Genomic DNA, 14,471 nt, shown 5'->3' on the forward strand with positions numbered 1-14,471 from the left:
AACACTCAATCGTCGTCATCCTTTTTGCCGGTTTCCGCTGGGATCGGCAGCAGTGGGATGTGATAACTAGCGATAATGGCGTGGATCTTGTCCAGGTTTTTATCGATCAATTCATTCAATTGTTGTTTGCGTTTGTTGTCGCCTTGGCGAATGCCCATTGCAATCGAGAAGTCGAATTGCATGCCCGGCGAGGATTGCATGGGGATCGCGATATAGCTGTTTGCCGGGCTTTTTGACTGAACGTAACCCGCCATCGGCCCCCATAAGATCACCATATCGATCTTGCCGGCTCGTAGGTCTTGCTCGATTTGCATGGCGATATTGTGTTCGTTATCGCCGGTCATGCTTTGATACGGTACGCCGTATTCCAGTAAGCCGTTTTTCTGTAGCCAGGTAGTACCTGGGCCGCGATCGAACATCGCGATTTTCAGTTTTTCCTGTTTATCCAAGGGTAGATTGATCAATTGGCCGGTGTCTTTGATGTCATCCCAGCCTCGGCCCTTGGCAATCAACATTACGTAGGTCGAATGAAAATAAGGTTTGCTAGTATCGGTCAGATCGTAACCGGCCGGCACGCCCATCACCACGTCGCATTTAAAACCTTCGCCATTGTCATTTTCGGCTTTCAGGGTATTGCGGATAAAACCGATGCGCTCGGGAAGCCAGGTGTATTCCAGTTCCTGTCCTAATTGCCCGGCAAACAGCGCGGCGATTTTGTTTTCGTAGCCGGTTTGTTCCTTGGTCGAATAGGGGGGATGGAGCGGATCGGCGCACACCCTGAATTTTTCTTGGGCGTTGGCGGAAAGGCTTGGTGCAGTCAGTGTCACCATAATCAATAGTTTCGAGGCGGTCGAGATCGATTTCATCGCAGTTTCCTTTAGCTTTGGTCTATACATAAAAAAGCCTTGGCCGATTGCTCGGCCAAGGCTTGCGCTAGCGTGATCTAAGGGTTTAGATCTTAGTTGCTGCTAGGCAGAGCGAACACGGTCAGTGTACCACCCAATTTGGTGTAAGAGCTCAGGCTTCTGTATGCACCAACCGCACCCAGACCTTCCGAGTTGGTTGATGAAGAGCCGTCGTCCAGACCGGCCGCGATGCCGATACCTGCCCAGCCACCGATACCTGACAGAACGCCAACGTATTGTTTGCCTTCGAATTCCCAGGTATTGACGTTACCGATGATGCCTGATGGGGTTTTGAATTTGTACAATTCTTTACCGGTTTTAGCATCGACTGCTTTCAGGTAGCCTTCCAGAGTGCCGTAGAATACGACGCCGCCAGCGGTAGCAACCGAACCTGACCAAACAGAGAATTGTTCTTTGTTGGACCAAGCGATTTTGCCGGTTTTAGCGTCATAAGCAGTGAACTGACCCAGGTTGGTGGTGCCGTCTTTTTTACCGGTCAGCACGTCAGCGCCAGCTGGCATCATAGACAGCGTAGCACCTACATAAGGTTGGCCGGCTGTGTAAGATACTTCAAATGGTTCGTACTCCATGCACAAGTGGTTGCCTGAGATGTAGAACAGGCCGGTTTGTGGAGAGTAAGAAACTGGTTGTTGGTTTTTTGAACCCAACGCCGCAGGGCAAGTACCGACAGTGTTGACGTCTTCGCCGTGGTGTTCGGTAGAGAACTCAGGTACCACTTCCGGACGGCCTGATTTCAGGTCGACATGGGTAGCCCAGTTAACTGATTTGTCGAATTTCTCGGCAACCAACAGTTCGCCGGTTTCACGGTCCAGGGTGTAACCAAAGCCGTTACGGTCGAAATGTACGATGGTTTTGTGCATTTTGCCTTTGACTTCTTGGTCAACCAGAACGGTTTCGTTGATACCGTCATAGTCCCATTCGTCATGTGGAGTCATTTGGTAAACCCATTTAACTTCACCGGTGTCGGCGTCACGAGCCCACAAAGACATGGACCATTTGTTGTCGCCTGGACGTTGTACTGGGTTCCAAGTAGAAGGGTTGCCTGAACCGTAGTAAACCAGATTCAGTTTAGGATCGTAAGAATACCAGCCCCAGGTGGTGCCGCCGCCGATTTTCCATTGGTCACCTTTCCAGGTGCTGGTGCCTGAGTCGGCGCCAACAGGAGTGACTTTGCCGTCTTGCCATGTAGTGGATTTACCTGGTTTCAACAGAGTGTCTTTATCAGGACCCATGCTGTAGCCTTTCCAATCCAGTTGGCCGGTGCGGATGTTGTAAGCAGCCAAGAAGCCGCGAACACCGAATTCGCCGCCGGAAATACCGGTGATGACTTTGTCTTTAACAACGATAGGGGCGTTGGTGTTGGTCATACCCAATTTCGGGTCGCCGTTTTGCACGCTCCATACGCGTTTACCGGTTTTGGCATCCAAAGCGGTCAGAACGGTATCGGATTGTTGCAGGAAGATTTTACCGTCGCCATAAGCCAAACCGCGGTTAACGGTATCGCAGCACATCACAGGGATGGTTACGTCAGCGTCCATGGTTGGGGTGAATTCCCAGATGACCGCTTTGGTTTTTTGGTCGATCGCGTAAACAGTGTTAGGGAACGGAGTGTGGATGTACAGAACGCCGTTAACAACTAAAGGACCACCCTCGTGACCACGCAGAACGCCGGTAGAGAAAGACCAGGCAGGTTGCAGGTTTTTAACGTTTTGAGCGTTGATTTGCGACAGTTTGCTATAACGAGTGCCGGCGTAGTCGCCGCCCCAAGATGCCCAGTTAGCAGGGTTTTGGGTTAATTTTTCTAAGTCGTCGTTAGCGGTAGAGACAGTTGGTGCAGCAAGTAAAGTCGCTACAGTCGAAGCAAGCAGCCAGTTTTTTACAGGCTTCTTCATATGTTTCCTCCTGGTAATCTGTTGATGAGACAGAGTACGATTTTGTGTTGTTAAGACTAATATTAGTTTTAAAGCTCTGTTTGGATGACTGACCTGTTGGGGCTGCTCGGCAACGACCAAGCACGGATGGAAAGCCACACCAGACGCGTAAATTGAAGGATTTTTTCCCAAAAGTCAACCGGAAAAACTCTGGCCGAATGGCTGCGGAGCAATAATCTCAAGTCTTATAATGCCTTAGCATTCCCGACCGGTTTGCTTACTTGGAAAAACAAATCCCCAAGCCGCCCAAGCCGCAATAACCCGATGGGTTTTTCGCCAGATATTGTTGATGATCTTCCTCGGCATAGTAAAAAATCGGCGCGAGGTTGATTTGGGTGGTGATCTCGGCCAAGCCGGCGGCGCTAAGTTGGGATTGATAGTGTTGCCGGCTGTTGACGGCGGCGCGGAATTGGTCGTCGTCGTAGCAGTAGAGCACCGAGCGGTATTGAGTGCCGATGTCGTTGCCTTGGCGCATGCCTTGGGTGGGATTGTGCGATTCCCAAAATACCGCCAACAAGTCCTGATAGGAAACGATGGCAGGATCGAACACCACCAGCACCACCTCCGCATGACCAGTCAGCCCCGTGCAGATTTCCTGATAAGTGGGGTTGGGCGTATAGCCGCCGGCATAACCGACGGCCGTGCTGAATACACCGTTTAGCTGCCAGAATTTGCGCTCGGCGCCCCAAAAGCAACCCATGCCGAACACCGCTTGCTGCAGATGTGCGGGAAATGGCGGATGAATAGGGTGGCCGTTGACCGCATGGATGCGGCCGCTGTCTATCGCCTGTTGGCGGCCGGGCAGGGCCTGTTCGGCGCTGGGCATTGCGGTTTTTTTGGATAGAAAAGACATAAGCAAACATCCCATTGATTAGTTAGTGCGGATTATAATCGCCGCTCTGTTTAGAGGAACCAACAAAAATCATGAAACAACAAGATTGTTTACGCCGCTTTATTTTCGAAGAGCACGGAGTGCGCGGCGAATGGGTACGATTGCAAGATAGCTGGCAACAAGCCAAGCAGCATCAGCATTTGGTCAACGATGCCGTCGATGCACAATTGGGGCAGGCTTTGGCTGCCGTGGTGCTGTTATCCGCCACTATCAAATTCAAGGGGGCGATGATCATGCAGATTCAAGGCGGCGGCGATTTGAAAGCATTGGTGGCGCAAGCCAGCAACGAACGTAAGATCAGAGGCTTGGTGCGTAGCGAAGCCAGTGTTGCCGGCAGCAATTTGCAAGAAATGATAGGCGAGGGCGGCCGATTGGTTTTGACGGTGGAGTCCGATAATGCCGACCCTTATCAAGGCATCGTCGGCGTAGAGGCCGAGACACTAGCCGATGTGCTAAAAACCTATTTCAGTCAATCCGAACAACTCGACACCCGCTTGTGGTTGTTTGCCAATAAGACCCATGCGGCCGGATTGTTCATCCAGGAATTGCCTAGCGGTAACAAAGATAAAGCCGACTGGGAGCGTCTGGAAATACTGGCGAATACCGTGACTCGCGAAGAGCTGCTGAGTCTGGATTGCGAAGACTTGCTGCATCGCTTGTTCCATCAAGAGAAGGTCAGGATTTACGAACCGGAAGCGGTGGAATTTAAATGCAATTGCTCGCGGCAAAAAATCGGCGGCACTTTAGTGGCTTTAGGACGGTCGGAATTAGAGGCCGTTTTGCGGGAGCGCGACGATATCGAGGTTGATTGCCAATTTTGCGGCGCCCAATACCATTTCGACAAGATCGACGTGGAGAACCTGCTGACCAATCCGGCCGCCGAAAACAACAACGGCTCGCCAACCCGACATTGAGGAGTGCCATGAATAATCTGAACCGCTTTTTTCGCCTGTTTTTGGCGTTTGCTTTACTCCTTAGTCAAACCGGCTGTTTGCATTGGTTGCATGCCTACCAGACCTATTTGCAGATGGACGAATTCGACCACTATTTTGCAGTCACTTCCAAGGACGATTTCACCGTGCATTTCAAGCAGCCCAAGCTGTTCAGCGAAGATTTTGTCGCCTTGGCCAAGCTGCATGCCAGCAGCGAGGAAAACACCGGCGACGGCAAAAAATGGCGTTATTGGTTTCGCAAGATCGATAAGGACAGCAAGCGAGTCGAGCCGGAAATCAGTTTTTATCTGCAGTTGGCGTTTAATAAGGAAGACAAAATCACCGACTGGACTTTTTCCAATCTGTTTTTGCAAATCGCGCCGCCGGAGTTTTTGGAAGCCTCATTCCGTTCCTTGGGTGGTGCGGAAATCAACGAAGAAAAGAAACAGCTGAGAGCCAAGGCCGACCAATTGGAAAAGATCGCCGCGATATTGCCGAAAAAAGCCACGGTGATTAAACAGCTGGGCGAGCCTTTGGAAATCACGCAAGAAGAGAAACAGGAAGTTTATCTGTACCATTTCCGACTCGATGCCAAGGAGATCGAGGAAGGTTACGAAGACAGAGCCTTGAGTGAAGTCAGGCTGATGTTCGACAAAGAAACCACGGAAATGGTGAAAATGTCCGGACGCTTCGCCGGCCTGAAAATCTCGATCAATTACCGCGATTATCAGGACGAAGAACAAAAAAAAGTAGCGGGCTTGTAAGCCAGACGGAGTAGGCGGCTCGAACGAGCCGCCTTGGCATGGGCTTAAGCCCGTGTTTGCAGAATCGCTACTGCCGGCAATTCCTTACCTTCCAGGAATTCCAGGAAAGCGCCGCCGCCGGTTGAGGTGTAAGAGACTTTATCGGCGATGCCGTATTTGTCGATCGCCGCCAATGTGTCGCCGCCGCCCGCGATCGAGAAGGCCGGGCTTTCGGCAATCGCCATCGACATGGCTTTGGTGCCTTCGCCGAATTGGTCGATTTCAAATACGCCGACCGGACCGTTCCAGACGATGGTGCCGGCGGTTTTCAGGATCTCCGCGTATTGCTTGGCGGTTTCAGGTCCAATGTCCAGGATCAGATCGTCCGCTTCCACATCGGCGACGTTTTTCACGGTGGCCGCGGCGGTTTCGGAGAATTCTTTCGCGCAAACTACATCGACTGGCACCGGAATGTCCGCGCCGCGTTCCTTGGCGGAGGCCATCAGCCGTTTGGCTTCGTCGAGCAGATCGGCTTCGTACAAGGATTTGCCGACCGGGTAACCCGCTGCGGCGATGAACGTGTTGGCAATCCCGCCGCCGACGATCAATTGATCCACTTTAGTGGACAAGGATTCCAGCACAGTCAATTTGGTAGACACTTTGGAGCCACCGACAATCGCGACCAAGGGGCGGGCAGGGGTTTCCAGCGCTTTGCCCAGCGCATCCAGTTCGGCTGCCAGCAGTGGGCCGGCGCAAGCCACCTCGGCGTGCTCGGCAACCGCATGCGTCGAAGCTTCGGCGCGGTGCGCGGTACCGAACGCGTCCATGACGAAAATGTCGCACAGCGCGGCCATTTTTTGGCCCAGCTCTGCGCTGTTTTTCTTCTCGCCTTTATTGAAACGGACGTTTTCGCACAACACGACTTCGCCGCGTTTCACTTCCACGCCGTCCAGCCAGTCTTTAACCAAACGTACAGGTTGACCCAGCAGTTGCGAGAAGCGCTCGGCGACTGGTTTCAGGCTGGAGGCTTCGTCGTATTCGCCTTCGGTGGGGCGGCCCAAATGGGACATCAGAATCACCGCTGCGCCGCCGGCCAGAGCCGCTTCCACGGTCGGGACGCTGGCTTGGATGCGTAAATCGCTGGTGACTTTACCGTCCTTGACCGGCACGTTCAAATCCTGGCGAATCAGCACGCGCTTGCCGGCTAAATCCAGATCGACCATTCGTTTGATAGACATAAGTTCTCCTTTGGTTGAAATAGTGAAAATATTATAAAGTGTAACCGCTGCCGCAACCCGAATTAAAAAATAGTAAATTAGTCAGGCGCTTGGGCTATATTTGCTATCCATTGCTTAAACTCTCGCCGGCGGACTTATGTTCAAGTCGTTTATTTTTACGGTTTTCTGCGCGCTGACGCTGTTCGCCGACATGGCGTGGTGTCAGTCCGCGCCGCCCGCTGCCGCAAATGCCGACGAGATCCAGGTGTTGATCGATGTCTCTGGCAGCATGAAACAGAACGATCCGGATAATCTGCGTATCGAGGCCAGCCGTTTGCTGATCGATTTGTTGCCGGACCATGCCAGGGCGGCGATTTGGCTGTTTGCCGAAAAAACCGCCGTATTGACCGCCAGCGACGCTGTCGATCAGGCCTGGAAGCAGCGGGCCGTCAAAGCCACCGCCAATATTCACTCCCGCGGATTGTATACCCATATCGAAGATGCGCTACAGACCGTGTTGAGCCAGGGTTTTACCGGCAACGGCAATAAGCATCTGATTTTATTGACCGACGGCTTTGTGGATATTTCCAAGGACATCATGGAAAGCGCCGATTCCAGGGAACGCATTCTCAGCGAACTGATTTCGAAGCTTCGCCAACAAAATATCCAGGTGCAAACCGTGGCCTTATCCGATCAGGCCGATAAGGAATTGTTGGAAAAATTGGCGTTCGAGACCGGCGGTTGGGCGGAAACCGCACGGTCCGCCGAGCAGTTGCAACGGCTGTTTTTGAAGATGGCCCAAAAAGCCGCGCCGAAAGACACGCTGCCGTTAACCGACAATCAATTCAGCGTCGACAGCGGAATTCATGAGTTTTCGGTATTGGTGTTCAAAAAACCGCACGCCGCGCCGACGCAATTGTTGGCGCCGGACGGTAAAAAGCTCAGTAAACAAAGCCTGGGTGCCAATGTCTCCTGGCTGGAAAGCCAGGCTTACGATCTGATTACCGTCAAACAGCCCTTGATCGGCGAATGGCGTTTGATCGCGGAAGCCGATCCCGACAATCAGGTGATGATCGTCACCGATCTGAAGCTGCAACTCAGTGAAATTCCCAATTTTGTCGGCGAGGGCGAGTCTGTCGAGATCAAGGCGCATTTTACCGATCAGGATAAACTGATCAGCCGCGCCGATTTTCTAAGTATGTTGGACTTGCAGCTCAGCCAAGATCAGCTAGCGCCGGTCAAAATGCCGGGCTTGTCCGCGGAGCCGGGTTTTTACGGGCTTAGCGTCGGCCATTTGAGTTTGGGTAAACACCTGCTCAGAATCGTCGCCGACGGCAAGACTTTCAAGCGGGAAATCGTCGCTGAAATCCAAGTGGTCGCCACGCCTATCGTGGTCGAAAAACAGGTCGATACGGCGCAGCGGCAAGTGAGTTTCAAGTTGATACCGGATTTAGCGCTGCTCGACCCGGCCGGTATGGTGGTGAACGCGGTGATCAATCAGGCCGGGCAGGAGCCTAGGATGCTGGCCGCAACCGAAAAAGACGGCGTCTGGACTTTGGATTTGGCGGGCTTGCCGCCAGCGGCCACCACTCAGGTCAATTTTAACGTGATGGCCAAAGACCGTAATGGCAAGCCGCTGGAGCCGGCCATTCAGCCCTTGACGATCGATGACAGTTGGTTCCAGACCCATGCTGCTGAACCAGAGCATACGCCAAAATCCGAAACCGATTCGCCGGCTGAGTCAACCGGAGCTGCCGGACCGGGACACGAGCAGTCGCCGGCCGTGCATGAAATTAATTGGCTATTGGTCGGCGCTATTTTGTTGGCGATTAACTTGGTGTTAGCCGTCGGCGGATTTTTTATCCATCGTTTAGTCAAGCAAAACCAAAACCAACAACATCAGCAATTACTGGAGAGATTGTCATGACACCGTTTGATCCCGTGGTGGTGATATTGGCGATGGAGGCCCTGGCGGTTTTCACGTTGCTCGGCGTTGTGTTGTTTTTCATCGCCAGAAACAGGCGCGGTAGGGAAATAGCCGAAATCGATCGTTTCATCAGCGAGCTGGAGGAGCAAACGTTCGTCAAAAATCGCTGGCTGGAACAATTCCTGGGCGAGAATTGCAGCATGTCGCCCGCCGATATTGAGTCCTTGTTGCAGGACGTCAACGCCTCGGAGCGGGCTTTGTTTCAAGACGTGATTCGGTTGTTTTTAAAGCGGGAATTGGCCTTGTTGAATGAGATCGGGCAGCGTATCGGCGAGCTGACCGAGCCTTATCAGAATTTGTTGGCCAATCATGGCGGCGGTTCTCCCGCCGCTACGGCCGACGGTGCGCAGCCGCCTAATAAACAGGCCGGATTGGAGCGGATCAACCAGCAATTGGTGCGACAACTGGATACGGCCATGAAAACCATCGATGAAATGTCGGCGGAATACACGCGGGTGTTCAGCGGCAATCAAACGGCGTTGGAGCTGGAAAATAGCAGTAAAAAAATGTTGCAGATTTTCCACGACGCGGAGCGTGGTGTTCGCGAGAGTGTTTCGCAAGCCGAGCAATAACCATGAGTCAGCCGTTGTTAATCCTGATCCTGAGCGAAGCGCTGGCAGCCTTGTTGATAATATTGCTGGTGTTGCTGGGTTTCCGCTGGCGTGATAAACGCCGCCGGCAAGCCGAGCTGGAGCAATTGCTCGACGACATCATCGGCAGGCAAGCGCTGCGTAGCGACCGCTTGGCCTTGTTGCTGGGCGATAAATACCGGCTTGACGGCCCGGCGGCGCAGGCGTTGGCGGAAAGCCTGATTCTTGCCGAAAAGCAGTTTTTATATTCGTTCGTCCAACAGCAAATGCGGCAGGCGGTCAGTGGTTTATACGAAAATCTGTGCGGCTTGTTGGATAGTTATCTCGATAGCATGCCGCGTTTCGAGGCCAAAGCCGTCGAAACGTGGGCGCTTGAAGCGGATGCAGACACGTCGCCACCCGCCGGAAAGGACGCTGAGAATGTGCCGCCGGATTGGGGCGATGTATTTGACTAATCCTGCTACGGTAGCCGAACTAGGGGTGTTGCGAAATCCCCTGGTTGTCTAAAGCCGGCTGATCGAGCAACTTGATGCCGGTCAACTTGCTGAAAAAGTGCGCCGATCTTTTGGATACGCTGTCGCCGCTATCGATTTTATCTTGGCTGATGTTCTCGAAAACCACCACCGAGTGCGATTCCACCAGATAACGGTATTTACCCAGCGGTTTTTGTTCGGCCGGATCCACAATGTCGTGCGGCGATTCCTGCGCAGTATCCACCGCCAGACACCAGATTTTGCCGTCGATGTACGGCAAATGCATGTTGTGCCGGGTATCGGACATGTTCAGTATGACATGCAGGTCCGCTTCGTCTTTTGCCAGGGCCGCCAAGGTGAAGGCCAAGACGCGGTTAGTCGAGTCGTCCCAGTGCGGCGGTTGATCGACCTCCAGACCATGCCAGGTAATATCCGCCATGTCCTTGCCTTCCATTTGCCGGCCGGTCAAAAAGTTGCGGCGCATCAAGGCCGGATGGCGTTTGCGCAAGCGGATCATATGCTGCACAAAATGCAGCATGTCGGCATTTTCCTTGGCTTTATCCCAATTTAACCAGCTTAATTCGTTGTCTTGGCAGTAACAGTTGTTATTGCCTTGCTGCGTGTGCAGAAATTCGTCGCCGGCCAGCAGCATCGGTACGCCGTGACTGAGCAACAGGATGGCGAAGGCGTTTTTGACCTGTTTGTGGCGCAAGGCCTGGATGGCCGGGTTACGGCTTGGGCCCTCCACGCCACAATTGCTGCTGAGATTGTTGCTACAGCCGTCGCGATTGCTTTCGCCATTGGCGGCGTTGTGTTTTTCGCTGTAGCTGAATAAATCGTTCAGGGTGAAACCGTCGTGGCAGGTGACGAAATTAATGCCGCTGATCGGCAGCCGATGCTGGTGTTGGTATAAATCGCTGCTGCCGCAGATGCGGGTGGCCACTTCGCTGATAATACCGGTGTCGCCACGCACGAAACGGCGAATCACGTCACGGTAGCGGCCGTTCCATTCGCCCCAGCGGTAGCCCGGAAAGTTACCGACCTGATATAAGCCGGAGGCGTCCCAGGCTTCGGCGATTAGCTTGGTTCTGGCCAACTGCTCGGACAATTCTATGCCCCATACCAGAGGCGGGTCCTGCAACACGCTGCCATCTTCGCCACGCGCCAGCGCGCTGGCCAGGTCGAAGCGGAAACCGTCGACGTGCATTTCCCGTACCCAGTATTCCAGGCAACTGATGATGAAATTGGTCACCAGCGGGTGGTTGGCGTTGACGGTATTGCCGCAACCGGTATAGTCGTGAAATATCCGTTTGTCCTGTTTGTCGGTCAAATAAAAACTATTGCCGGTAATGCCCTTGAAGTTAATCACCGGGCCGTCGGAGCCGGCTTCCGAGGTGTGATTGAACACGACATCCATGATCACGCCGATACCTGCCTTGTGCATGGCTTTGACCAAGTCGCGGAATTCGCGGATATGGGTGCCTTGCTCGGGTGTCACGCAATAGCCGGGATGCGGGCTGAAGAAGCTGTGGGTGCTGTAGCCCCAATAGTTGCTCAAGCCCAAGTCGGCAGTATGTGGCGGCACATCTTGCGCGTCGAAGGCCATCACCGGCAATAGCTCCACGTGCGTGATACCGAGTTTTTTTAGGTAAGGTATTTTTTCGATCAGACCGATAAACGTGCCGGGGTGTTTGACCTTAGCCGAAGGATGGCGGGTAAAACCACCGACGTGCAATTCGTAAATGATGGCTTTTTCGCTTCTGATGGCCAGCGGCGTGTCGCTTTCCCAGTCGTAACGGTCATCGACCACCACCGCGCGCATGGCATGCTGGCTGTTGTCGCCGGGTTTGCAGGCGGCGACGCGATCCCAGAGGGCATCGCTGACGGCGCGTGCCCAAGGATCTAACAGCAGCTTTTCGCTGTCGAAACGCAGGCCGGACTCCTTGGTTTGTCCGGAGGGGCCGTCTATGCGCCAAGCATACCAAGTGCCGGCCGGCAGTTCCTCAACGAACACATGCCAAGAGAAAAACGTGTGATTTTTATCTTTTTTTAACGGGATGACTTGTAGCGGTTTTTCGCTATCGGCGCTGGAGAATAAGAGTAGTTCTACATGAGTGGCATGCCGGCTGGAAATGGAAAAATTGACGCCGCCCTCGCTGACCTTAGCCCCGTGCGGATAGGGACTCCCTGACTTTAAACCGAATTGTTTGTGCATGCCCGTGACCGGAAAACTCTGAATGGCCCTGATTTTACTGCAAACAAGGGCCACAGGCCTATGTCTTGCGTAAATAATCGACAACGGGTAGAGTCTACGAAGCCTGACCGCCGAGACGGCGCGCCCCGTTGGCGCCAGGATAAAACTCAGACCCCGACTCTTTAACATAGCTAATGGCCCCTTCGCAGTCACAGTCTCAAGCCCGTATGCAGCTCTCGGCAGACGAAATGCGGGATATTAGCCTGGAGATTAGCCGCGATTTCGCGCCGCGCAGGTTTAGAGCAGGCGTTGGCCGAATCGCCACGCCGGTATTTTCCCCGCAAGAACTGCTTGGCATCAGTCAACAAATCAGCCGGGAATTTGCGCCGCGCGCCGATGCCGTTCGGCCGGGCAGTCTATTAGCCAAGCCTTTAAATACTGTTCGCCCAGAGTCTGTCGAGGGGCTTGCATTGTCGGGCGCCGATAAACTCAGCCCGAACGCTGAGCCCGTGAGGCTTGGGACCGGTTTGATAGTGGCTTTGCCGGTCGATCCGCTGCATTTACATGTATATTGGCAACTTGATGAGCAAGCATCCACGCCCTCCATACCGGCGGATTCTGTCGATTATGCCTCGCCGTTAACCTTGAGAGTTTTTTGTCAAGCGGAGCCGGTGGCGGCGGATACCCGAAACTTCGCTCCAACTTGGTTCGATGTGCCGGTCGACGGCGAGAGCAGTCAACAGCAAATAGTGTTGCCGGCTAGTCATGAGGGCACCGCCGGCGGTTATCAGGTAGCAATTGGTCGGCTGGATGAGCGGCAGCAATTCACCGCGCTCGCTTATTCGAATACGGCTGTCACCGCGCCGCAGCCCATTGCCGTCAGCGAAAGGCTGTCGCCGGCCATGGCGCAGTTTATAATATTGCCATCCCAAGCGTCTTCCACGCTTGCCGCCAACGCTTGCCGCCAACAAAACCATTCGACCTGATGAACAAAGGCTACCTCAGCATCGTCCTGCATGCCCATCTGCCCTATGTGCATCATCCCGAACACGACAGTTTTTTCGAGGAAAACTGGTTGTTCGAAGCCATTACCGAGTGTTATCTGCCGTTGTTGGCGATGCTGGAGCGTCTGCATTACGATCAAGTGGCTTACCGGCTAACGCTGTCCTTGTCGCCGACCTTGATGACGATGTTGCGCGACCCCTTGTTGCAGAACCGCTATTTGCACTATCTGCAGAATCGCCTGGAGTTGGCAGAGCGCGAAGTGGAGCGCACCCGCCGCCTGCCGCAGTTTGCGCCCTTGGCTCAGATGTACCAGCAGTTGTTTCAGGATGCCTTGTATCGTTACCTGCAGCGCTATCAATGCGATTTGCTGGCGGCGTTTCAACGCCATCAAAGCGCCGGTTGCCTGGAATTGATCACCACGGCCGCCACGCACGGTTTTTTACCACTGTTGAATGTCAGCCCGGTCTCGGTGCGGAATCAAATTGGTATCGGTGTCGATAGTTTCAAAGCGCAATTCGGCTTTGCGCCGAGCGGGTTTTGGTTGCCGGAGTGCGGTTATTATCCGGGGGTGGAGCAAATACTGAAGGCTGAAGGCATCCATTATTTCTTTGTGGACAGCCACGCCATACTGGACGCCAGCCAAGCGCCGCGTCACGGCGTGTATGCGCCGTTGGATTGCGGCAACGCTGTGGCGGCGTTTGGCCGCGACCCTGCGTCATCGCGGCAGGTGTGGAGCGCTGAGGAAGGATATCCGGGCGACGGTGATTATCGCGAGTATTACCGTGACATCGGCTTCGATCTGCCCTTGGATTACATCGCGCCTTATATCCTGGACCGGGAAACTCGCATCAATACCGGCATCAAATATTATCGGATTACCGGCGACAAGCAGCCCAAACAGCTATACCAGCCGGAACTGGCCAAGCTCAAGGTGCGCCAACACGCTGAGGATTTTATCCGCTGCCGCCAACAGCAGATCGCCCGCTTGGCCGAGGAGATGCAACAAGCGCCGATGATAGTCGCGCCCTACGATGCCGAACTGTTCGGCCACTGGTGGTTCGAGGGGCCGTTGTGGCTGGAGCAGGTGCTGAGATTGGCGGCTCGAAACGATAGCGGTATCCAGACCGTTAGTTGCGGCGATTATTTGCAACTGCCCCTGACGCATGTCAAGGCCCAGCCGGCGGCGTCCAGCTGGGGGGAGCACGGCTATTCCAGTTACTGGCTGAACGACAGCAACGACTGGATCTATCCCCTGCTGCACAAGGCTGCGGCCGAAATGGAAAAACTGGCCGGCGATGTACGCGGCTTCAGCGTCAACGCTTTGCAACAGCGGGCCCTGAATCAGGCCGCCAGATCATTGTTGTTGGCGCAGGCCTCGGATTGGCCGTTTATCATGAAGGCCGGCACCACCATCGATTATGCCCGCAAGCGCATCACCGATCATCTGGCCCGCTTCAATTATCTGCACGACGCGATACGCAAGAACCGGATCGATGAACGCTATTTGACGGCGCTGGAGATCATGGACGATATTTTTCCAGACATCGACTTTCGCGACTACGCCGCCTAGACTACCGCCGC

The 14,471-nt window shown here is 53.9% G+C and carries 12 protein-coding genes; 7 read left to right on the plus strand and 5 right to left on the minus strand.

The features are described from left to right. Positions 1–5: 5 nt before the first annotated feature. From QZJ86_RS04005 to msrA, 3 genes are all read right to left on the minus strand, one after another. Positions 6–866 (minus strand): quinoprotein dehydrogenase-associated putative ABC transporter substrate-binding protein, encoded by an 861-nt coding sequence (locus QZJ86_RS04005; RefSeq protein WP_301936615.1) that lies wholly within the window; start codon positions 864–866, stop codon positions 6–8. 92 nt (positions 867–958) lie between these two features. Further along, the gene (locus QZJ86_RS04010; RefSeq protein ID WP_301936616.1) at positions 959–2,818 is read right to left on the minus strand and encodes a methanol/ethanol family PQQ-dependent dehydrogenase; all 1,860 of its coding nucleotides are present in this window, start codon (positions 2,816–2,818) and stop codon (positions 959–961) included. Between the two features lie 256 nt (positions 2,819–3,074). Beyond that, positions 3,075–3,710: a peptide-methionine (S)-S-oxide reductase MsrA gene (gene msrA / locus QZJ86_RS04015; protein WP_301936617.1), complete on the minus strand. Its 636-nt coding sequence runs from the start codon at positions 3,708–3,710 to the stop codon at positions 3,075–3,077. 71 nt (positions 3,711–3,781) lie between these two features. On the opposite strand from msrA, the gene hslO reads away from it, so the two are divergent. Beyond that, entirely contained in the window at positions 3,782–4,663 is an 882-nt protein-coding gene (gene hslO / locus QZJ86_RS04020; RefSeq protein ID WP_301936618.1) for an Hsp33 family molecular chaperone HslO, read from the plus strand. 8 nt (positions 4,664–4,671) lie between these two features. Continuing rightward, positions 4,672–5,445, plus strand: a complete 774-nt coding sequence (locus QZJ86_RS04025; protein ID WP_301936619.1) for a hypothetical protein — start codon at positions 4,672–4,674, stop codon at positions 5,443–5,445. A 44-nt stretch (positions 5,446–5,489) separates the two neighbouring features. Here the strand turns inward: QZJ86_RS04025 and QZJ86_RS04030 are convergent, their stop codons facing one another. After that, complete coding sequence (locus QZJ86_RS04030) at positions 5,490–6,662, minus strand: phosphoglycerate kinase (protein ID WP_301936620.1); 1,173 nt, start codon at positions 6,660–6,662, stop codon at positions 5,490–5,492. Between the two features lie 136 nt (positions 6,663–6,798). On the opposite strand from QZJ86_RS04030, the gene QZJ86_RS04035 reads away from it, so the two are divergent. The 3 genes from QZJ86_RS04035 to QZJ86_RS04045 are packed head-to-tail and all read left to right on the plus strand — an operon-like array spanning position 6,799 to position 9,673. Next, positions 6,799–8,568, plus strand: a complete 1,770-nt coding sequence (locus QZJ86_RS04035) for a vWA domain-containing protein (protein WP_301936621.1) — start codon at positions 6,799–6,801, stop codon at positions 8,566–8,568. Next, complete coding sequence (locus QZJ86_RS04040; RefSeq protein ID WP_301936622.1) at positions 8,565–9,200, plus strand: hypothetical protein; 636 nt, start codon at positions 8,565–8,567, stop codon at positions 9,198–9,200. Before QZJ86_RS04035 ends, QZJ86_RS04040 begins: the two co-directional genes overlap by 4 nt. Before the next feature lie 2 nt (positions 9,201–9,202). Next, on the plus strand, positions 9,203–9,673 hold the full coding sequence (locus tag QZJ86_RS04045; RefSeq protein ID WP_301936624.1) for a hypothetical protein: 471 nt from the start codon (positions 9,203–9,205) through the stop codon (positions 9,671–9,673). A gap of 19 nt (positions 9,674–9,692) precedes the next feature. Here QZJ86_RS04045 and glgX read toward each other — a convergent pair whose 3' ends face one another. Beyond that, a complete protein-coding gene (glgX, locus tag QZJ86_RS04050; protein WP_301936625.1) occupies positions 9,693–11,906 on the minus strand; it encodes a glycogen debranching protein GlgX in 2,214 nt (737 codons plus the stop codon). Between the two features lie 227 nt (positions 11,907–12,133). On the opposite strand from glgX, the gene QZJ86_RS04055 reads away from it, so the two are divergent. After that, the gene (locus QZJ86_RS04055) at positions 12,134–12,871 is read left to right on the plus strand and encodes a DUF4912 domain-containing protein (protein ID WP_301936627.1); all 738 of its coding nucleotides are present in this window, start codon (positions 12,134–12,136) and stop codon (positions 12,869–12,871) included. Further along, positions 12,871–14,460 carry a glycoside hydrolase family 57 protein gene (locus QZJ86_RS04060; RefSeq protein WP_301936628.1) on the plus strand — a complete coding sequence of 530 codons (1,590 nt, stop codon included), beginning with the start codon at positions 12,871–12,873 and terminating at the stop codon, positions 14,458–14,460. Before QZJ86_RS04055 ends, QZJ86_RS04060 begins: the two co-directional genes overlap by 1 nt. Positions 14,461–14,471 lie beyond the last annotated feature (11 nt).

This window comes from Methylomonas montana (assembly GCF_030490285.1).
GTDB lineage: Bacteria > Pseudomonadota > Gammaproteobacteria > Methylococcales > Methylomonadaceae > Methylomonas > Methylomonas montana.